The sequence below is a fragment of the Streptomyces sp. NPDC006739 genome (assembly GCF_042869815.1).
Lineage (GTDB): Bacteria > Actinomycetota > Actinomycetes > Streptomycetales > Streptomycetaceae > Streptomyces.
Genome location: NZ_JBIAGM010000024.1, coordinates 58413 through 78333 on the forward strand (window position 1 = coordinate 58413; position 19921 = coordinate 78333).

Here is a 19921-nt window from a genome sequence, read left to right on the forward strand (position 1 = left end):
CGTACGGGCAACATGTCGCCGAAGTCCAGACCCTGTGCGGGAAAACTCCTGAATGCGAGGATGAGGGGGCTGCACCGTGCCATTGATCCCCGGGAGAAATCGTTGTCCAGCGAGCAGAGCGACACGGGTCGGCGACCGGCGACCATGCGCGACGTCGCGACCATGGCCGGGGTTGGCATCGCCACCGTCTCGCGGGTCATCAACGGCCAGCGCGTCACCCCTGACCTGGCGGAACGGGTGACGCGCGCCGCTGAGCAGCTGGGCTACCGCCAGGATCTGACGGCCAGCAGCCTGCGCCGGGCCGACCGCCGCACACACACCCTCGGCCTGGTCCTGGAGGACGCGGCCAACCCCTTCTCCGCCGCGCTGCACCGCGCGGTGGAGGACGCCGCCGCCGAGCGGGGCATGCTGGTCCTGGCCGGGTCCACCGACGAGGACCCGGTCAGGGAACGCGGCCTGCTGAAGACGTTCACCGCCCGCCGGGTCGACGGCCTCATCGTGGTGCCCACCGGGCAGAACGACACCGACCTGGACGCGGCCCGCCGCGCCGGCACACCCGTCGTCTGCGTGGACCGCCGGACCACAGCGCCGCAGGTGGACACCGTGACGGTGGACAACCGCGAGGGTGTGCGGGCGGCGGTGAAGAGGCTGTACGAGGCAGGTCACCGGCGCATCGCCTTCCTCGGTGACCTCCGCACGATCTGGACCGCCCAAGAGCGCTACGCCGGGTTCGTGGAGGGGCTCGCCGCGGTGGGATGCGTCCTGCACCCTTCTCTCGTCGAGCGCGGCCTGCACGGCGCGGACGCCGCCCAGGAGGCCACCCGCGGACTCCTGGCGCTCGCCCATGCGCCCACGGCACTCGTCTCCGGCCAGAACCTCCTGACCATCGGGGCCCGCATGGCCCTGCAGGAGCTCCAGCTGCAGCGCCGCGTCGCGCTGACCGGCTTCGACGACCTCCCCCTCGCCGACCTGCTCGAACCGGGCATCTCGGTGATCGCCCAGGATCACTCCGCCATCGGTCGGGAGGCCGCGAACCTGCTGTTCGACCGGCTCGACGGCGAGGGCGGGCCCGCCCGTCACCGGGTGCTGCCCACCCGCTACTTCGCCCGCGGCTCCGGCGAACTCCCCGCTCCCGAGGACAGCTGACGACTTCCCCCTACTTCCCCGTGAACGAGTTGTTTCCGGTGTGTTGACGGGTCGGGCTTCTCGGTGCTTCACTGCCGGAACCGGTACCGAAACCGGTTCCGGAACCGCTGCCGGTACCGATTCCACCGATCTCTGTACGATCGGTCCTTCGGTGCGGGAGGAAGTTCTTCCGCCTCTGCGTGGAGTGAGAGGAGGTGGCATGGGAGTCACCATCGCCGACGTGGCCTCACGGGCCGGCGTCAGCAAGACGACGGTCTCGCGAGTGCTGAACGGCAAAGGCGAGATCAACGAGAACACCGTCCTGAAGGTCCGCGAGGCGATATCGGAGCTGGGCTATGTGCCGAGCGCCGGAGCAGTCGGGCTCGCACGCGGCACCACACAGATGATCGGCATGCTGGTCCCGGACATGGCCTGGGCCTGGGCCGGCATCGTGCAGGCGGTCGTCGAAACGCTGGAGGCCGAGGGCTTCGGGTTGCGCATGCTGACCTGGAACCGCGGTGAGGAGTCACTGCGCAGGCTCGGCCTGCAGGTCGCCGCCAAGTCGTTCGACGGTCTGCTGGTGATAGAGCCCGAGGGTGCCATGGGGTACATCACGGAGCTGCACGAAGCGGGGCTGCCGGTCGTGCTGATCGACGATCGCTTCCAGCGGCCGGGATTCCCCTACGTGGCCACCACCAATCGGGAGGGGGGTGCGCAGGCAGCACGGCACCTGCTGGAGATCGGGCGCCGTCGTCCCCTGGTGGTGACCGGTCCCGAGGCGTTCGGCTGTACCCGGGAACGGCTGGACGGCTTCGTCGATGTCTACGCCGAAGCCGGGATCGAGATCGGCCAACGCAGCATCATTCCCGGCGACTTCGACTTCGAACGCTGTCGTAGCGCGGTGGCGCGCGCTCGCGCGGACGGCGTGGAGTTCGACTCGGTCTTCGCGCACAACGATCCCTCGGCGGCCGGCGTGCTCGCCGCCTTGCACGAGGCCGGTCTGTGGGTTCCGCAGGATGTCGCCGTGGTGGGCTTCGACGACCTCGAGATGGCGTCGTACACCTACCCGGCACTGACCACCATCCGCCAGCCGATGCGGGAGATGGGTGAGGCGGCGGCGCGGCTGCTGCTGGACCACGTGCGCGGATCGCCGAAGGCCGCCCCCTCGTGCATCGTCCCCACCAGCCTCGTGGTCCGGGGCTCGACGTTACGGCCGGGATCGAACTGACGCTGCGGCATCCGGATGTGTACGGCGTCGGCGTCTCACCGACTGTCCGTCTCCGCCGCTCCAGCCCAGCCCCGCAGGCGGGGACGGACCCCATCCGCCCCATGAACTGACCTACCGGCCCTCGGGCAGGGCGGTAGGTCGGCCAGCTCCACCTGAAGCCGCTCCACGCAGCGGCCCCGACCGGCCTGTTCGCCTGCCGGCCGACTTCATCACCCTCCACGCGGAACCGTGTTCACGCGTCACCGCCGAGGTGCGGTTTCCCTCGGTGGGCTACCTGATCCGGCACACGAACGGTACGCCGGGCACACCCCGCCCGGACGCTGCCCGCTCCGGGTCGGACGTTCCAGCCGCGACCCGCGGCTGACGACCGATGCCGCTGCAGACGAACGCACCTCTTGGGCCGGCCCATCCGGGTGCCTGCCCGCTTCCACCTCTTCGCCGCCCCCCGCGCCCTTTTTCGCTCAACGGCAAGGAGCCGCCCCATGCGTACTTCTACTCGTCACACCGTCAGAACCGCCCAGGTCCTGTGCATCACCATCACCGCGGCCCTAATGGCCACCGGCTGCGGCCGCAGTGCCGACTCCGGGCCAGGCAAGGACGCACCCGCGAAGATCGGCAGCGGCAAGGCCACGGGGAGGGTCGTCATGTGGTCCATGGGCGACACCGACCCGGCCCTGTTGAGCCTGGCCAAGAAGTTCGAGAAGCAGAACCCCGGCGTCAAGGTCCAGATCACCCCGATTCCCTGGGCCTCCGCCCATGACAAGCTGACTACCGCGATCGCCGGCGGCAACACACCGGACATGTCCGTGGTCGGCTCCACGTGGATGGCCGAGATGGCCTCCATGAACGCCTTCCAGGCCACCCCGACGACGTTCAAGTCGTCGGACTTCTACGCCGGCCAGTGGGACACCACCAAGTACAAGAACACCTCCTACGGCGTCCCGTTCATCGCCGACACCTCGGCGGTCTACTACCGGACCGACATCACCGAGAAGGCCGGCATCAAGGGCCCCCTGGCCAGCGACCGTGCGGGATACATCAAGGACCTCAAGGCCATCCAGGCCACCGCCGGCAAGCAGAACCCCAAGCTGCGCTACGCCAGCGGTTGGTTGATCGGCTTCAACTCCTGGCTCTTCTGGGTGCCGATGGTCTGGCAGCAGGGCGGTGACATCTACGACGCCAAGACCAAGAAGTTCACCTTCGACACGCCGGAGGTCGCCAAGGCGCTGGAGTACTACGCGAGCGTCCCCCAGCAGCACCTGGCGCCGACCGACAAGGAGGACAACGTCCAGGGCTTCCAGGACGGGCTGCTCGCCGTCTACCAGGAGGCTGCCTGGGCCGGCGGCGCCTTCCACAAGGACTCCCCGAAGCTGGACGGCAAGTGGAAGACCATGCCGGTGCCGTACAGCGAGCAGCCCGCCGGGTTCGCCGGCGGCAGCGACCTGGCGGTGTTCAAGGGCGCCAAGAACTCCAAGGCGGCGTGGAAGTTCTCCCAGTTCCTGACCGAGCCCGCCAACCTCGCCGCCTACAGCAAGGCCACCGGCAACCTGCCCCCGTCGCCCGCCGCCTGGTCCGAGGGGAAGCTGACCGAGGACGAGACGAAGAAGGCGTTCGAGGAGCAGCTGAAGGTCAGCAAGGCGCCGCCCGCCATCACGACCTGGCAGCAGATCGCCGACGCCATCGACTCCGAACTGGAGAAGCTGTCCCTCGGCAAGGCCACCGTCGCCCAGGTGCAGCAGACGCTGCAGTCCAAGGCCACCAGCATCGGCACCGGCCGCTGAGCGCCGGCGCGTGCGCAGCCCTCCAGCAGCCTTCTCAGCCTTCTTGGCTTTCTTACGGACGGATGACACCCATGTCCACGAAAACGCTCCCCGGGCGGGGCGACGTCCATGAGCCGCTCACCGGGCGGCCGGACGGGAGTGCCTGCCGTCGGCACTCCGCGGTCCGCCGCACGGCGCGGGCGCAGGCCCGGGCCGCCTGGATCCTCGGCGTGCCCTTCCTCGCTCTGTTCGCGGCCTTCATGGTGTTGCCGGTGGTCTGGTCGCTGCTGATGAGCATGACCGACACAGAGAGCGCCGATCTGCGGACACCGCTGAACGTGTCGTTCATCGGCTTCGACAACTATGTACGGCTCTTCGAGGACGAGCAGTTCGTTCACGCGCTGCGCAACACCGGCGTGTTCGTCCTGGTCGGCCTGCCCCTGACCCTGGCCGCGGGGCTCGCCGCGGCGGTCGCCCTCGACCGCGGCATCCGCCGCTTCCGGGCCGTCTTCCGGGTCGGTTTCTACCTGCCGGTGATCACCAGCGTGGTGGCCGTCGCCGTGATCTGGAAGACGCTGCTGGACCCGCGCGCGGGACTGGTGAACACCGTCCTTGCCTGGTTCGGGATCGACGGCCCGGCCTGGCTGGCGGACACCCGGTTCGCGCTTCCCGTCATGATCCTGATGGCCGTATGGCGCAACCTCGGCACCGTCATGATCATCATGCTGGCCGGGCTGCAGTCCGTACCCCAGTCGCTGATGGAAGCGGCCGAACTCGACGGGGCCGGAGCCTGGCAACGATTCTGGCGGGTCACCTTCCCGCTCCTGCGCCCCGCCCTGCTGCTCACCGCGGTGACCACCGGCATCAACTATCTGCAGTTCTTCGACGAGCCGTTCGTGATGACCAACGGCGGACCGCTGGACTCGACCCTGTCGGCCACGTTGTACAGCTACAACCAGTTCGGCAACGGCAACTACGACCTGGCGTCGGCCGCCGGCTACGTCGTCTTCGTCCTCATCGTCGCGCTGACCGTTCTGCAGTTCCGGGTACTGCGAGACAAGGACTGATCCCATGAGTACCTTCACGCACCCTGGCACCGGACACGCGGGCACGGACCGGTCCGTGCGGCGCCGCCGCGCCCGGCAGAAGTGGGGTCAGCCCTGGCTGTATCTGCCGCTCACCGGCTGCCTCCTGCTGATGATCGCGCCGTTCCTGTGGATGCTCTCGGGTTCCTTCAAGCCCGAGGCCGACATCCGCAGACTGCCGCCCGTTCTGATCCCCACCGCACCCACGACCGCCAACTACAGCCAGCTGTTCCGCAGCCTCGACTTCACGACCATGTTCGCGAACTCCGTGCTCGTGTCCCTGGCCATCACCGCGGGCAACCTGCTCTTCTGCTCGATGCTCGGCTACGCCCTGGCCAAGCTGGACTTCCGCGGCCGACAAGTCGTGTTCAGCCTGGTCATCGGCACCCTCATGGTCCCCGCCCTGGTCACCTTCGTACCGCTGTACGTACTGGTGGCCAACATGAAGCTGACCGGCTCGCTGGTCGGACTGATCCTGCCGTTCCTGGCCGGCCCGTTCGGGGTGTTCCTGATGCGGCAGTTCATCTCCACCCTGCCCGACGAACTCATCGACGCCGCCCGCGTCGACGGCTGCGGTGAGCTGGCCATCTTCTGGCGGATCATCCTTCCTCTGACCAAGCCGGCTCTGGCCACGCTCGGGATCATCGCCTTCCTCGGCTCGTGGAACAGCTTCCTCTGGCCGCTGGTAGTGGCCCAGAACCAGGACCAGTACACCCTTCCCGTCGGCCTGGCCCTGGCCAGCAGCGGCCAGTCCTTCACGCGCTACGGCATCCTGCTCGCCGGCGCCGTGGTCGTCCTGCTGCCGGTGATGCTCGTCTTCCTCCGCTTCCAGCGCCAGTTCGTCGCCGGAATCGCCACCACGGGCCTGAAGTGACCTCCGTCGCTCGCCCTCATCAACTCTCTGACCTGCCATGACTCATGACTTGGAGACCACCGTGGGACAGCCGGTCCGCGCTGCCGTGTACCTGGATCCGGACGCCTCCGTGGAAGCGAGAACCGAGGATCTGCTGTCCCGGATGACCCTTGCGGAGAAGGTCGGGCAGCTGCTGATGCTCGACGCCCAGCACGGGGACTTGGAGGACATCGTGTCGGCCAAGCTGGCCGGGTCGGTCCTGCATGTGATGCCCGAGCGCATGCCGGAGGCCATGGAACGGGCCCGGCGGACACGGCTCGGCATTCCGCTGCTGACCGCCGACGACTGCATCCACGGCCACTCCTTCTGGCCCGGTGCGACCATCTTCCCCACCCAGCTCGGCATGGCCTGCACCTGGGATCCCGCTCTGATCCGCCGGGTCGCCCGTGCGTCCGCGATCGAGATCTCGACGACCGGGATCCACGGGACGTTCTCCCCGGTGCTGTGCATCACCCGGGACCTGCGCTGGGGCCGGATCAACGAGACGTTCGGCGAAGACCCGTACCTGATAGGCGAGTTGGGGGCCGCGATGGTGCGCGGCTACCAGGGTGAGGGCCTCGGCGACCCGACCGCCGTGCTGGCGTACGCCAAGCACTTCGCGGGCTACTCCGAGACCCTGGGCGGACGCGACGCCAGCGAGGCGGATCTCAGCCCGCGCAAGCTGCGCTCGTGGTTCCTGCCCCCGTTCGAGCGGGCGGCCCAGGCCGGCTGCCGCGCCTTCATGCTGGGATACCAGTCGATCGACGGGGTGCCCATCACCGCCAACGAGTGGCTGATCAACGATGTGCTCAAGGGCGAGTGGGGCTTCACCGGCACGCTGGTGACCGATTGGGACAACGTCGGCCGGATGGTCTACGACCAGCGGACCTGCGCCGACTACGCCGAGGCGGCGGCGGTCGCGGTCAACTCCGGGAACGACCTGATCATGGCCACGCCGGCGTTCTTCGAGGGCGCGCAGGAGGCGGTCGCCCGCGGCCTGGTCGAGGAGAAGCAGATCGATGACGCGGTACGGCGGGTGCTGCGGCTGAAGTTCGAGCTCGGGCTCTTCGAGGACCCCCGTGCCCCCGACCCCGAGCGGCAGGCGCAGGTGATCGGCTGCCGCGCACACGCCGACCTCAACCTGGAGACCGCCCGACGTTCCCTCGTACTGCTGCGCAACGAGGGGATCCTGCCCCTCGAAGGCAGGCTGACCGCGGACGGAACCGGCCGCGCCGCGAGCCGGGGCACGCCACGCACCATCGCGGTCATCGGCCCCAACGCCGACAGCACGGAGGCCATGCTCGGCGACTGGGCGGGTGCGACCGGCCAGGTGCCGTGGATGCCCGAAGGACATCCACGCGAGTTGGTGGAGACGGTGCTGGACGGCCTGCGCGCCGTCGTCCCCGCCGACTGGACGGTCACGCACGCCCGCGGAGCCGACATCGAAAGCCCCGCCTTCGACCCCGACCGGTGGGTCGCCGGGCCCGACGGCCAGCCGCAGCCGCCCGTGTTCCTCCCCGCGCCGGTCGATGAGGCACAGCTTCGGGAGGCCACCGCCGCTGCCGAGGCCGCGGACTACGCCGTCGTGGTGGTGGGGGACACCATCGCCCTCACGGGCGAGGTGCGCTCCACGGCCACCCTCGACCTCCAGGGCGGCCAGATCGCGCTGCTGGACGCGGTCGCCGCCACCGGCACGTCCATGATCGTTGTACTGCTGCAGTCCAAGCCGAGCACCCTCCCCGACTCGGCACTGAACGCGGCAGCGCTCATCGAGGCGTTCAACCCGGGCATGCGCGGCGGCCGTGCCGTCGCCGAACTCCTTCTCGGACTCATCGAACCCAGCGGCCGGCTCCCGGTCTCCTTCGCTCGCCACGTCGGGCAGCAGCCGGTCTACTACAACCAGGTGCGGGGCCAGCACGGTGACCGCTACGCGGACCTCACCCAGGACCCCCTGTTCGCGTTCGGCGAGGGCCTGAGTTACACCACCGTCACCTACTCCGACCTCACCGTGCACGAGGACGAGGTCTCCGCCGACGGCACCGTCCACGCCACGGTGCGGCTCACCAACAGCGGAAGCCGCCCTGCCCTGGAGACGGTCCAGGCGTACGTCAGTGACCTGACCACCAGCGTCACGTGGGCCGAGCAGGAGCTCAAGGCGTTCACCCAGGCCGAAGTCCCGCCCGGGGAAACCCTCGCCGTCGGCATCAGCATCCCTGCCGGACACTGCTCACTCGTCACCGCCGACAACCGTCGCGTGGTCGAACCAGGCGAGTTCATGCTCCGCGTCGGCCCCAGCTCACGACGGGAGCACCAGCTCAGCGCGGGATTCCGCATCCGGGCCTGAGGGCCGCCGCCCGGTTGCCCTCGGGGGCAGCCGGCGGGCCCTGCCTGACATACCGAAAGGCACGCGTGTGTCCACTCCACCCCTCGATCCGCACTACCCCGTCGCGCATCTGCGCCCGCCCCGCAACTGGCTCAACGACCCCAACGGGCTGGTCTTTCACGACGGCTACTACCACGTCTCCTACCAGTACAACCCGTACGGCGCGACACACGCGAACCTGCACTGGGGCCACTTCCGCAGTCCCGACCTGCTGAGCTGGGAGCCGCTGCCGATCGCCCTGTCCCCCACGCCCGGCGGCGTGGACGGCGACGGCTGCTTCTCCGGCAACGCCGTCTCCGACGGCGACCGGCTCGTCGCCTTCTACTCCGCGCACCTCGTGGCCCGCTCCCCCCAGCACCAGCCGGTCACCTGCGCCGTCTCCCATGACGGCGGCACGACCTTCCGCCCACGAGGCGAACTGCTCATCCCCGAACTGCCCGAGGGCTGCACGATGTACCGCGACCCGTACGTCTGGCGGGACGTTGACGGCTGGCGGATGCTGGTCGGCGCCGCTCTCGCCGACGGCCGCGCCGCCACTCTCCTGTACGACTCGCCCGACCTGGAGACCTGGGCCTACCGAGGGCCCTTCGTGGCCCGTCATCCGGAGCCCATCAGCGGCACCGACCAGCTCACCGGCGATGGCTGGGAATGCCCCCAGTACCTCCCGGCAGCCGGCGGACAGGCAGCCCTCATCTTCAGTACCTGGACCGAACCCACTGGCCCGATGCGCGTCGCAGCTCTGATCGGCGAAGAGCACGACGGCCGCTTCAAGGCAGGCGCACCGGTGTGGGCGGACCACGGCCCGGACTGCTACGCACCCGCCCTGCTGCGTGCACCTGGCGGCAGATGGCTGCTGTGGGGCTGGTCCTGGGAGGCCCGCGACCAGGCCTGGGCCGTCGCCGGCGGATGGGCCGGGGTCCTCACCGTGCCCCGCGAGATCCATGTCGGCGGCGACGGCACGCTGCGTCAGCGGCCCGCCACCGAGCTGCTCGCGCTGCGCGGTGAGCGCACCGTGCAGGCCGAGGGTGCGACCCACGGCCCGGAGCCGGTGGAACTGGGCAGCATGGGACGGGCCTTCGACCTCACGGCCCGTCTGGAGCCGACCGGGACCGCCGGCCTGCGGCTGCTCACCACCCCGGACGGATCCGAGTACCTCGACATCCGCCTCGATCCGGACGCGGGCGAACTGGTCGTCGACCGCCACCACGCCTCCTTGGACACACGGGCCCACGGCGGCGCCTACCGGATTCCCTCCCCCACCGGACAGCCGGTGGACCTCCGCGTGGTCGTCGACCACTCCATCGCCGAGGTCTTCCTGACCACCACCGGCCAGGTCCTCACGCTGCGGTTCTACCCGACAGGGCAGGGCCCGTGGCGACTTCAGGCCCGCACCGCACCGGGCACGCGCCTTCGCTACGCGGTCGACGCGTGGGAGCTGCACCCGCTCGTGATCAAGGCGCCGACCGCCGGCACCGCAGAGCAGTACTGAACCAACAGGTCTGAAGGAGGATCCTCAATGAGCTCGCACGGTCTTGGACGACGTCAGTTCCTCACCACCGCCATCGGCGTCGCCGCCGCTTGGACCCAGGTTTCCGGCAACGCTTCCGCCGCCACCTCGTCGCGTAGTTCGTCCGTGCAGGTCTGGCTGACCGACATATCGGCCAAGAAGTGGGTCGTCGCCCAGCGCGATGTGCTGTTCCGGACGAAGAACACGGACAACCCGCTCACGATCAAGATCGACGACAGCGTCAAGTACCAGAAGATCCAGGGCTTCGGGGCGGCCATGACCGACTCCTCCGCCTGGCTCATCAACAAGCTGCCCACCGCTGACCGAGCGAAGCTGATGCAGAAGCTGTACGCCCCCTCGAAGGGCATCGGCCTCAGCCTGATCCGCACGCCGATGGGCGCCACGGACTTCAACGCGTCCGGCAACTACTCCTACGACGACATGCCGGCGGGACAGACGGACCCGACGCTGTCCAACTTCTCGGTCCAGCACGACGAGAAGTACATCCTTCCGGTCCTGCGGCAGGCTCTGGCACAAAACCCGTCCGCCAAGATCCTGGCCAACCCATGGAGCCCGCCAGGCTGGATGAAGACCTCGGACTCCATGATCGGCGGCACCCTCAAGAGCGACTACGCCTCCACGCTGGCCGACTACTTCGTGAAGTACATCAAGGCCTACGACAAGGCCGGCGTGCCCATCTCCTACATCACGCCGCAGAACGAGCCCATGGGCACCCCCAGCTGGCCCGGCATGTTCCTGTCCGCATACCAGGAATCCGCGGTGATCCAGGAGATCGGCCAGGCGTTCGCGGCCAACCGCATCTCCACGAAGATCCTGGCCTGGGACCACAACTGGGATGTGCCCTCCTATCCCGAGACGATCTTCAGCGACCCCGCAGCCTCCCAGTACACGGCCGGCACCGGATGGCACATCTACAGCGGCAACCCGACGTACCAGACCCTGGTCCACAACGACTATCCGGGCAAGGAAACCTACATCACGGAAGCCAGCGGCGGCGTCTGGCAGGGCGACGACGAGACGGCGTTCAGTGACGCACTCGGCACGTGGATCATCAAGGGCATGCGCAACTGGGCGAACGGTGTGATGCTCTGGAACACCGCGCTCGACCCCAAGCTGGGGCCCCTCAACAGCGACACCAACGGCATCCCCATGTGCCGGGGACTGGTCACGGTCGATCCGGACAGCGGGCAGGTGTCCTACAACGTGGACTACCACGCACTCGCTCACGCCAGCCGGTTCGTGAGGCCCGGAGCGCATCGCATCTACTCGAACACCTTCGGGAAAGGAAGCATCGAGAGTGTCGCATTCCTCAACCCGGACGGCTCGAAGGTCGTGATCGCGTACAACTCCGGCAGCGCCGCGAAGAACTTCAGCGTCGCGGACGGGAAGCAGTCCTTCGACTACACCCTGAACGCCGGCGACGCCGTCACGTTCACCTACACGGGTGTTCGCAGCGGCGGGACCCCCGCGGCGACCAACGTCTCCGACCCGACCCATGACTTCACGTTCAAATCGTCGGCGGGGCTGATGACGGTCACGTACGACCCGGCACTCCTGCAGTACCAGAACGCCGTCCGCACCGGAAGCAAGCTGCTCACGTACTCCCTGCCGATGGGAGCGTCCATCAAGACGCCCGGAACGTCTCTGAGCCGTGGCAAGTGGACCGCCACGGCCTCGTCGAGCCCGGACTGGGGTGCGGCCTCGAACGCGCTCGACGGCGACATCAACAGCCGGTGGAATCTCGGCCAGGGGACGACCAGCGGCGCCTGGTTCCAGGTCGATCTGGGGAGCCCGACGAGCTTCAACAAGATCGTCTTCGCCACCGGAGAAAGCAACTCCTTCGACTACGTCACCAAGTACCAGATATACGTCTCGGACGACGGGGCCGACTGGGGCAGCGCGGTCGCGAACGGCAGCGGAAACATAGGGAAGATAGCCGTCACGTTGCCGGCCCAGACGGCACGGTACATTCGCATCGTCTGTGTCGCGGCATCCGGATTCTGGTGGAGCATCGCCGAAATCAACGTATACGGATCCTCGAGCGGCACCGGTTCCATCGCAGCCCCGACAGCGGTGCCCAAGGGCCTCCAGCTGAAGACCTGGACCAGTCCGGAAGGGGAGCAGGTCACCGCGGTGTTCAACGGCACCTCCGGCAGCCGGAGCTTCCCGGTGTCCGCCGACGGCTCGTACACCTACACCCTGCCGAGCGGAACGTCGGCGATGTTCACCACGCAGAAGCTGTCCGGCTTCCCCGCACCGGTCTTCGGAAGCCTGAAGCCGAAGCAAGGCATACCGCGCGCCAAGTTCACGATCAGCGGTTCTCACTTCGGTGACGCGCAGGGGCTGGGTACGGTGCGTTTCGGGAAGCTCTTCGCCGAAATCGACAGCTGGTCGGACACGAGCATCAGCGCGTACGTGCCGAGCGGTCTCGCAGTGGGTACGTACAAGGTCTCGGTGAACAGCGCCGGCGGAGCGGAAGCGGGTTCAGCTTCGTTCGACGTCATCGACCTGGGGCCCGCGCTGTCGCGCACGGGCTGGAGCGCCACGGCCTCCGACGCAAGCCCTGACAACGACGGTCCCGCGAACATGCTGGACGGCGATGCCGGCACCCGGTACAGCTCCGGAAGGGGCCAGTACGACGGACTGTGGATCCAGGTGGACATGGGGCAGACGCAGACGTTCGGCAAGATTCTGCTGGATTCCGGCAGCAATATTGACGACTATGCGCGAAGCGCGGACGTGTACGTCTCCTCGAACGGCACCGACTGGACCAAGGTTTCCTCCATAGCGGACGGCCAGCGAGTCGAGCTGATTTCCTTCCCGACTCAGACAGCTCGCTACATCAAGATCGTAAACACAGGCGATGTCGCGAGTAACTGGTGGTCAATCGCAGAATTGACCGTCTACAGCTGACCTCGGGCTTTCATGCGGAGTGACCATTCACCCTGCCTCCGAGATCTAGAAAGTGCCTCCGGCCAGCGAAAGCAGGGATCCCTGACCCCCTTGTTATCGCAATGGCCGGAGGCACTTCAGTGAGCCCTTTCCGACCTGATCAGTGACCCTGCAAGCTCGGTCCAAGCGGACGTCGTGGGCCCACGTCACGCCCGAGATGTTGATCAGTGAACGGTCGGCCGAGCCCGACGAACGGGCCGTTCCGGGACACTGGGAGGCCGCTGACACGCGGCCCCGTCGGCCCTCGGGCTGTCGCGGTGCGGGACGTTCAGACCGTGTCGAAGTCGGCCATCATCCCCATGTCCTCGTGCTCCAGGTTGTGGCAGTGCAGCAGGTACCGCCCGGGGTGGTCGGTGAAGCGGGTGACGATCTCGGCGGACTCGGCCGGGCGCAGGTCGATGGTGTCCTTCCAGCCGGCGTCGTACGGTCCCGGCGCGCGACCGTTGCGGGCGACCACCTGGAAGTGGTTCAGATGCAGATGGACGGGGTGGTGGAAGTCGGTGACGAACCGCCAGACCTCGGTGGTCCCGAGCCGTGCGGTCGCCAGCGGCCGACCGGGCTGGTATGGACGGCCGTTGACGGTCCAGCCGGCGGAGCCCGCCTGGCGCTGGAACAGGAACGTCCGGGTGGCGACCGCCTCGGCCGGGTCCAGTGCGGGGATGGTGGAGAGCCGCTCGGGGACGGCGGTGTCATCGGCCGGGGTGCCCGAGGCGGCGGAGACGTCGAAGCGCATCACCTCGCCGGTGGTGCCGCTGCCCAGCCGGTTGACCAGCCGGACGGCGGTACCGGGGCGGTAGCGGGAGAAGTCCACCACCACGTCGAACCGCTCGGCTGGGGCGATCTCCAGCGCCTCGTGAGTCACCGGCCGTTCCAACAGGCCGCCGTCGCCGCCGATCTGCACCAGGCCCCCGCCGCCGGGCGGCGCCGGGTCCAGTTGGAGGCGGTAGCGGCGGGCGTTGGAGGCGTTGAGCAGGCGTAGCCGGTAGCGCAGGCGCTCGGTGCGCAGCACCGGCCAGGGGGCGCCGTTGACCAGGATCACGTCGCCCAGGACGCCGTTCATGTAGGCGTCCGTCACGCCGGGGCGGCCGCCGCCGAGCGCCGGATAGCGGAAGCTCCCGTCGGCGGCGAAGGACCGGTCGGCGATCATCAGCGGGATGTCGCGCTCGCCGCGCGGGAGCGGGAGGGCGGCCTCCTCCTCGTCCTGCACCAGGTGGAACCCGGCCAGTCCGCGCCAGACGTTCGGTCCGGTGAATCCCATCCGGTGGTCGTGGTACCAGAGCGTCGCGGCCCGCTGGTCCAGCGGGTAGGTGTACGTCCGCTCGCTGCCGCCACCGATGCCCTGCGGCGGTGTCGCGGGCATGCCCGCCATACCCGCTGTGGCCGACCCGGTGCCGACGGGCAGGATTAGGTCGGTCGGATAGCCGTCGCTCTCCTGCGGGGTGTGGCCGCCGTGTAGATGGACCACCACGGGCTCCGGCAATTCGTTGCGGTGCCGGACGACGGTGCGGCGTCCGGAGCGGGAGACGATGGTGGGCCCGGGGAAGCTGTCCTGATAGGTCCAGGCGGGAGTCTCGAGGCCGGACAGGATCCGCAGCTGGGACGGCTGCTGGGTGATCTCGTAGTAGTCGGTGGTGGTGTCCGTCCTGACCGGGGCCAGCACCTGCGGAATCGGCAGGTCGGTCTGGTACGGGCGGGGGAGCCGGGTCAGGCTGGGCAGCAGAAGTCCTGGCTCCCCCGGGGAGAGCAGCCCGGCCATGCGTGACCAGGCCGACATCCCGAGGAAACCGGCCCCGCTGACTGCGGCAACGGCCGCCGCGCCGAGGAAGCCCCGCCGTCCCAGCAGTTCCGTCATGCCGCCACCGCCCGCTCGCCCTCGGGCCGCCAGACCCAGACCAGCATCAGCGCGATGCAGGCGATGATCGTCACACCGAGCGGCACATGCACGGCCAGCACCCGGGCGTATCCCATGGCGATCTGACCGGCCTCGGCCGCGAACAGCAGCGCACTCGTCCAGGCCGGCCAGGCAGGGCCGCCGCCGAGCCGCCAGAGCAGGACGCCGGCGATGGTCTGCACGACTGCGGTGAGGCCGGTGAGGGTGGCGTTGAGCGCGTGCAGGTCGAGGGCGCCGTAGTGCCCGGACAGGAAACTGCCCGCCAGGGCGGCCTGCCCCAGTGCGAAGGCGGCCTCGCAGGTCACCATGGTTCGAAAGACGGTTCTCGGCCAGTGCCGGACCGGTATGCGCTCAGCGGTCGTCACGGGACTCCCCCCAACAGGAATTTGGTTAGCGATGAGATAGTGCCATACGAAACCATCTCAGTCATCCCGTATGCTCGGTTGCGATGAACCAGGAACCCAGCACGGCAGACGGATTCGGCCCCCACCGCGGCCACCCGGCACCCGGTCAACTGATCGGCCCCTTGCTGCGCCGCGCCCAGACGCGAGCCGCGCGCACCTTCAGCGCGGCCCTGCAGCAGCTCGGCATCGATGGGCGGCACTACGGCGTACTGCTCAACCTGAACCTCCACGGACCGCTGAGCCAGCGCCAGCTGATCGACCGGACGTCGAGCGACAAGTCGACCATGGTGCGCACCGTCGACGATCTCGAGACGCGCGGCCTCGTCGAGCGCCACCCCTCCCCGGTCGACCGGCGGGCGTACGCGGTCGAACTCACCGGGGCAGGCCGGGCCCTGTTCGCGGACGCGAGCAAGGTCGCCGACGAGACGGCAGCCCGCCTGCTGGCCTGCTTCGACGACGACGAGCAGTCCCAACTCGTAGGTCTACTCAGACGGTTCGCCGACGCCGAGCTGCCGCCCGAAGCCACTGCCCAGCCGTCTTAGCCGAGCAACAGGGCTCGCCACCGCCCACAACAGCGAGATCCAGAGGTGACGGACGATCACCCCCTCGCGATTACGGGCCCGACCCGCCCGAGTCCCCTGTCCTCGACCGACTCCAGGTCCACTACCTGCGGATTCAGGATGGAACACCTCGCTGCCCATATCGTCGATCAGCGGCAGTACGCGGGCGGACTGCTCGAGGGTCAGGCGCGCGGTGTGCAGGAGTCCGTCGGACCAGCACAGGGCCAGATTCCCGATGAGGACTGCGGTGTGTTTCCCCAATTCCTCCGCCTCGGCGGGGCTACGCCCTGGGGCAAAGCGGATGGCCTGGGTATGGTGCACGGTCGGCTGGCCGCGGCGGAGCTCGGAGTGGTCCATGACATCGTCGTGGATGAGGGTGAAGGCGTGGAGCATCTCCAGCGCGGCCGCCACTTGCACTACCTGCTCCGCATCGCCTGCTCCACCGGCGGCCTGCCAGCCCAGCACACACAGCAGAGGCCGGATTCGTTTCCCGTCGGCGGCGAGGAGCTCGCCGAGCACGTGTGGTACTTCGGTAGGAAGCCGCGGCCCCGCACTGCGGCGCTGGGCTTCGATGAAGGCGGCCATCCACGCGGTGGCGCACCTGTGTCTCGTCGAGCAGACCCCACTGCTCTTGCCGTCCGGCCCGCAGCACGGGAACGGCGTCGGTGGGGTCGCCGACCGTGGTCATGTGCCCGTCTCCGCCTCGGTCGGTTCTGCTTCGGGATCTTCGGTGAGTTGGAGAGCTTCTTCCAGCACGGTGTCCATGATCGTGGCGCCGCCGTGGCGTCGTTGGCGCCGGCTGTATTCGGTGATGGCCTGCCACAGATCACGCCGGTCGACGTCGGGCCAGTAGTTGGGGGTGAAGTACAACTCGGCATACGTGGTGTGCCAGGGGAGGAAGTTGGAGGTGCGCTGTTCGTCGCCGGTGCGCCACAGCAGGTCAACGTCCGGCATGTCGGGGTAGGGCAGGTGGCGGGCGAAGTCGTCTTCACCGATGAGGTGGGGGTCGATGTCGCCGGCCTGGGCTGCCTGGGCGAGGGCTGCGGCTGCCCGTGTGATCTCGCTGCGGCCACCGTAGTTGATGCAGACGGTGAGGGTCAGGCCGGTGCGGTTGCGGGTGCGGCGCTCCGCGCACATGAGAGCTTGGACGAGTTCATCGGGCAGTTTGTCGGGACGGCCCAACCAGCGCTGGCGTACGTCGAGGTCACGAATGGGTCCCTCGTCGAGGTCGCGTCGCATCGCTTCCAGGATCGCGTTGATCTCCTTGGTGTCGCGTTTCCAGTTCTCGGTGGAGAACGCGTAGAGGGTGAGGTGGCGCAGGCCGATCTCCAGGGCGCCGTAGACCATCTCACGGGCGGCGGCGGTGCCGGCGCGGTGACCTTCCGGGCGGGGCAGGCCCCGCCGCTCGGCCCAGCGGCCGTTGCCGTCCATGATGACCGCCACGTGGGCGGGCATCCGGTGGGCCGCGATCTGCGGGGGCCGGGCACCGTCGCGGTGTGGTGGCGGGGGCCGAAGGGTGGTGCTTTCGGCCTCAGGGCTCAGACCGCTCACGGTCACCGCGGGTCGCCGGGGGCCGGGCACGGTCAGGGGCGTCAGACTCCAGGCCAGTTTCGAGCGGATGCGGGCGGGGGCGAGGATGCGGGTGCGGACCGCGAGAGAGGGGCGCGGGACGCGCTCTAGCACGGAGGGGCCGGCCCCTTCGACAGCATCGAGCTGGGCACGCATCAGGCAGGCGGCAGTGTCGAGCACCGTGGCAGCGCCCGGGTGCATACCTCTGGTCATTGCGGGCCTGGTCACCCATTGACGGGCCAGAGTCGTCAGCTCCCGGACCAAAGCCGCTGTGGCCGGGCTCCAGCTCCCCTGCCGCAGGTCGTCCTCGGCGCCAGGGAAGGAGTCCAGGGCCTCCTGCGGCAGTAGCAGGTCGCCTTGGGCGAGGTCGGCGCTCAGGTCGGTGAGGATGTCGGTGAGCTGGGCTCCGTCGATAAACCGCTTGTAGTCCTGCTGCCGGTCCAGCCGGAGCGTCATCGGCGCTCCGGCCTGTTCGAACAGGTGCCGTAGCTGGTCGACCCAGGGCACGAGCCCCTCGCCGCACCAGACCCGCCACTCGGCCCAGTCCGCGAAGTGCCGGCCGCAGGTGTCATCGCGTGTGCTGTTCAGGGCGCCTCGTAAGCTGGACAGGTCCAGGCCCCATCGCAGGACGGTGTCCACCAGGGCGTGCCGGACCGGATCCCTGCTCGTGCCGGCCGCCAGGTCGCATTGCAGTGCGTGGGTCCACATTTCGACGCGGGCCACACGTTCGGCCCGCTCTGCATCCCGCTGGTCGGCCAGGTCGTCCAGGACAGTCGCTGCCGCCCACAAGGCCCACCCGGCCCGGCGCAGCACGGTCGGCATCAGCTGGATGAGGACGTAGATCCCGGGATCGTGGACTCGTGTGATGCGCCGGCACAGCCGGTACGCGGCCCGCAGAGACGGGTCGTCGCCGGTGGGCGGGCGGTGAGTGGGTCGCGCTCGTTGTGCTGGAAGAGCGGCGTCGAGGTCTGCCGTGGAGGAGTGCGTGGTGGGGCGCATGTCAGGAGCCGGGACCTCAGTGCGCTTTCGTGTCGGACGCCGTAGCCGATGGACTGGCAGTTTGGCGCGGTGCGGGAATGCCGGGTTCGCTGCTTCCCGGCCTGGGCGGCGCAGTGGAGGCGGCCGGCAGGCAGTTGCGGGTGCTGTGGCGGAAGCCCAGCAGGGCGACGAGGGCGGCCAGCCCGAACCAGGTGAGCTGGAGGGCCAGATGCCCAGGGACCGGGCTGGTGGAGAATCCGGCCGCTGTACTGGCCTGCATGGCCCCGTACGAGGGCAGGTAGCGCATGATCGGGTTGTCGGCCCCGGAACTTGTGATGGGGTTTTGCAGCGCGAGATCGATGATGCTGGTCATCACGATGGCGAACATCCCCTCGACTTCCCGGCGCAGCAGGGACCCGAAGAGGACGCCCAGAGCGCCGTAGGTGAGCCCGGCGCATAACAGGGAGGCGGCGAGCAGGAGAGGCTGGCGGGGGGTCCAGGCCAGGCAGATGACCGCGGTGGCATAAGCCGCCACCGCCGCCGAGACCAGGGCCAGAGCGGTGCCTTTCGCCAGGACGAGGTGGGCGCGGGGGTAGCCAGCCATCGCCAGACGGCGGTCGAAGGCGCTGCCGGAGAAGGTGGCGGCGAACATCATGAAACCGGTGATCAGGGTGACGGCGTTGAGTGCTCCGCTGATCGCGGTCAGTTCATTGCCGTGCGGGGCCAATGCTTCCCCGGTGGCGCGAAGCCGCATTCGGGCCGGGGTGTCGGGCGTCGCCAGGTACGCCAGTGAGGTCCACACCGGGACGAACAGGATCACCAGAATCATGGCGAACCGGTTGCGGCCGTGTTCGACGAGCGTGAACCGGGCGGCGACAGCGAAGCGGGTCAGGTGGAACCTCACGCGACGGCTCCCGCTTTGTCCGCGCGCAGCATTCCGCTGTCCAAGCGCCACAGCTCGTCTAGGCGCTCAGTGTCGTAGGCGAGGTGGGAGACGACCAGGACCGAGCGTCCCGCATCCCGCAGCCGCGCGGCCAGATCCCAGAACCGCTGGTAAGTGTCCCAGTCGAAGCCCTGGTACGGCTCGTCCAGCAACAGGACCTGCGGATCGTGCATGAGCGCCAGCGTCACGTTCAACTTCTGACGCGTGCCGCCGCTGAGAACCCCGGCCCGCTCATCGGCGTATCCGGTGAAGCCCAGCACCTCCATGATCTCTTCGGCGTAGCGCACATCGGAGAGACGGTAGGCCGTCTGGAAGAACGTCAGGTGCTGCCGGACGGTCAGCGCGTCGTTGAGGACCACGTGCTGTGGGCAGTAGCCGAACCGGCCGCTATGAAGGACCGATCCCCGCGTGGGCGCCAGTTCGCCGGACAGAATTTTCAGCAGCGTGGACTTGCCGGCGCCGTTCTCCCCGACGATCCCGCACAGAGTTCCGGCCCGAAGCCGAAAGTCAACGCCCCGCAGAACCACACGCCGATGGTAGGCATGATGCACATCCCTGATCTCCACGCCCGTCTCCTCCCCCGTCGTAATCCGGACCGACCGTGACCGCATGGCCTAACGCTT

Annotated in this window: 15 protein-coding genes; 9 read left to right on the forward strand and 6 right to left on the reverse strand. The window is 68.7% G+C overall.

Features of this window, described 5'->3' with window-relative positions:
* Window positions 1-102: 102 nt before the first annotated feature.
* The 8 genes from ACFYMM_RS34800 (at window position 103) to ACFYMM_RS34835 (ending at window position 12914) form a co-directional block, all read left to right on the forward strand.
* Window positions 103-1146, forward strand: coding sequence for a LacI family DNA-binding transcriptional regulator (locus ACFYMM_RS34800; RefSeq protein WP_388394213.1), 1044 nt, complete (start codon window positions 103-105; stop codon window positions 1144-1146).
* A gap of 199 nt (window positions 1147-1345) precedes the next feature.
* Window positions 1346-2353 carry a LacI family DNA-binding transcriptional regulator gene (locus tag ACFYMM_RS34805; protein WP_388394216.1) on the forward strand — a complete coding sequence of 336 codons (1008 nt, stop codon included), beginning with the start codon at window positions 1346-1348 and terminating at the stop codon, window positions 2351-2353.
* Between the two features lie 482 nt (window positions 2354-2835).
* Window positions 2836-4134 carry an extracellular solute-binding protein gene (locus ACFYMM_RS34810; protein ID WP_388394219.1) on the forward strand — a complete coding sequence of 433 codons (1299 nt, stop codon included), beginning with the start codon at window positions 2836-2838 and terminating at the stop codon, window positions 4132-4134.
* Between the two features lie 62 nt (window positions 4135-4196).
* Window positions 4197-5180, forward strand: coding sequence for a carbohydrate ABC transporter permease (locus tag ACFYMM_RS34815; RefSeq protein ID WP_388394221.1), 984 nt, complete (start codon window positions 4197-4199; stop codon window positions 5178-5180).
* A gap of 4 nt (window positions 5181-5184) precedes the next feature.
* Window positions 5185-6072 carry a carbohydrate ABC transporter permease gene (locus ACFYMM_RS34820; RefSeq protein WP_388394224.1) on the forward strand — a complete coding sequence of 296 codons (888 nt, stop codon included), beginning with the start codon at window positions 5185-5187 and terminating at the stop codon, window positions 6070-6072.
* Between the two features lie 37 nt (window positions 6073-6109).
* Window positions 6110-8434, forward strand: coding sequence for a glycoside hydrolase family 3 N-terminal domain-containing protein (locus ACFYMM_RS34825; RefSeq protein WP_388394227.1), 2325 nt, complete (start codon window positions 6110-6112; stop codon window positions 8432-8434).
* Between the two features lie 67 nt (window positions 8435-8501).
* A complete protein-coding gene (locus ACFYMM_RS34830; protein WP_388394229.1) occupies window positions 8502-9962 on the forward strand; it encodes a glycoside hydrolase family 32 protein in 1461 nt (486 codons plus the stop codon).
* A gap of 27 nt (window positions 9963-9989) precedes the next feature.
* Window positions 9990-12914, forward strand: coding sequence for a discoidin domain-containing protein (locus tag ACFYMM_RS34835; RefSeq protein WP_388394232.1), 2925 nt, complete (start codon window positions 9990-9992; stop codon window positions 12912-12914).
* 307 nt (window positions 12915-13221) lie between these two features.
* On the opposite strand, the gene ACFYMM_RS34840 is transcribed toward ACFYMM_RS34835, so the two are convergent.
* Entirely contained in the window at window positions 13222-14805 is a 1584-nt protein-coding gene (locus tag ACFYMM_RS34840) for a multicopper oxidase family protein (protein WP_388394234.1), read from the reverse strand.
* Window positions 14802-15152, reverse strand: coding sequence for a hypothetical protein (locus tag ACFYMM_RS34845; RefSeq protein ID WP_388394237.1), 351 nt, complete (start codon window positions 15150-15152; stop codon window positions 14802-14804). Before ACFYMM_RS34845 ends, ACFYMM_RS34840 begins: the two co-directional genes overlap by 4 nt.
* A 140-nt stretch (window positions 15153-15292) precedes the next feature.
* Here ACFYMM_RS34845 and ACFYMM_RS34850 point away from each other — a divergent pair, with 140 nt between their 5' ends.
* Window positions 15293-15790, forward strand: a complete 498-nt coding sequence (locus tag ACFYMM_RS34850; RefSeq protein WP_388394240.1) for a MarR family winged helix-turn-helix transcriptional regulator — start codon at window positions 15293-15295, stop codon at window positions 15788-15790.
* Here ACFYMM_RS34850 and ACFYMM_RS34855 read toward each other — a convergent pair.
* From ACFYMM_RS34855 to ACFYMM_RS34870, 4 genes are all read right to left on the reverse strand, one after another.
* The gene (locus ACFYMM_RS34855) at window positions 15731-16393 is read right to left on the reverse strand and encodes a polyprenyl synthetase family protein (RefSeq protein WP_388394243.1); all 663 of its coding nucleotides are present in this window, start codon (window positions 16391-16393) and stop codon (window positions 15731-15733) included. The genes ACFYMM_RS34850 and ACFYMM_RS34855 overlap by 60 nt on opposite strands.
* A 99-nt stretch (window positions 16394-16492) precedes the next feature.
* A complete protein-coding gene (uppS, locus tag ACFYMM_RS34860) occupies window positions 16493-18376 on the reverse strand; it encodes a polyprenyl diphosphate synthase (RefSeq protein WP_388394245.1) in 1884 nt (627 codons plus the stop codon).
* Between the two features lie 16 nt (window positions 18377-18392).
* Complete coding sequence (locus ACFYMM_RS34865) at window positions 18393-19259, reverse strand: ABC transporter permease (protein ID WP_388394248.1); 867 nt, start codon at window positions 19257-19259, stop codon at window positions 18393-18395.
* Complete coding sequence (locus ACFYMM_RS34870; RefSeq protein ID WP_388394251.1) at window positions 19256-19864, reverse strand: ABC transporter ATP-binding protein; 609 nt, start codon at window positions 19862-19864, stop codon at window positions 19256-19258. Before ACFYMM_RS34870 ends, ACFYMM_RS34865 begins: the two co-directional genes overlap by 4 nt.
* Window positions 19865-19921 lie beyond the last annotated feature (57 nt).

Coding starts and splice junctions, on each gene's coding strand:
- ACFYMM_RS34805 (WP_388394216.1), top strand. CDS start 1,346: ATGGGAGTCACCATCGCCGACGTGGCCTCACGGGCCGGCGTCAGCAAG.
- ACFYMM_RS34810 (WP_388394219.1), top strand. CDS start 2,836: ATGCGTACTTCTACTCGTCACACCGTCAGAACCGCCCAGGTCCTGTGC.
- ACFYMM_RS34815 (WP_388394221.1), top strand. CDS start 4,197: ATGACACCCATGTCCACGAAAACGCTCCCCGGGCGGGGCGACGTCCAT.
- ACFYMM_RS34820 (WP_388394224.1), top strand. CDS start 5,185: ATGAGTACCTTCACGCACCCTGGCACCGGACACGCGGGCACGGACCGG.
- ACFYMM_RS34825 (WP_388394227.1), top strand. CDS start 6,110: ATGACTCATGACTTGGAGACCACCGTGGGACAGCCGGTCCGCGCTGCC.
- ACFYMM_RS34835 (WP_388394232.1), top strand. CDS start 9,990: ATGAGCTCGCACGGTCTTGGACGACGTCAGTTCCTCACCACCGCCATC.
- ACFYMM_RS34840 (WP_388394234.1), bottom strand. CDS start 14,805: ATGACGGAACTGCTGGGACGGCGGGGCTTCCTCGGCGCGGCGGCCGTT.
- ACFYMM_RS34845 (WP_388394237.1), bottom strand. CDS start 15,152: ATGGTGACCTGCGAGGCCGCCTTCGCACTGGGGCAGGCCGCCCTGGCG.
- ACFYMM_RS34850 (WP_388394240.1), top strand. CDS start 15,293: ATGAACCAGGAACCCAGCACGGCAGACGGATTCGGCCCCCACCGCGGC.
- ACFYMM_RS34855 (WP_388394243.1), bottom strand. CDS start 16,393: ATGGCCGCCTTCATCGAAGCCCAGCGCCGCAGTGCGGGGCCGCGGCTT.
- uppS (WP_388394245.1), bottom strand. CDS start 18,376: ATGCGCCCCACCACGCACTCCTCCACGGCAGACCTCGACGCCGCTCTT.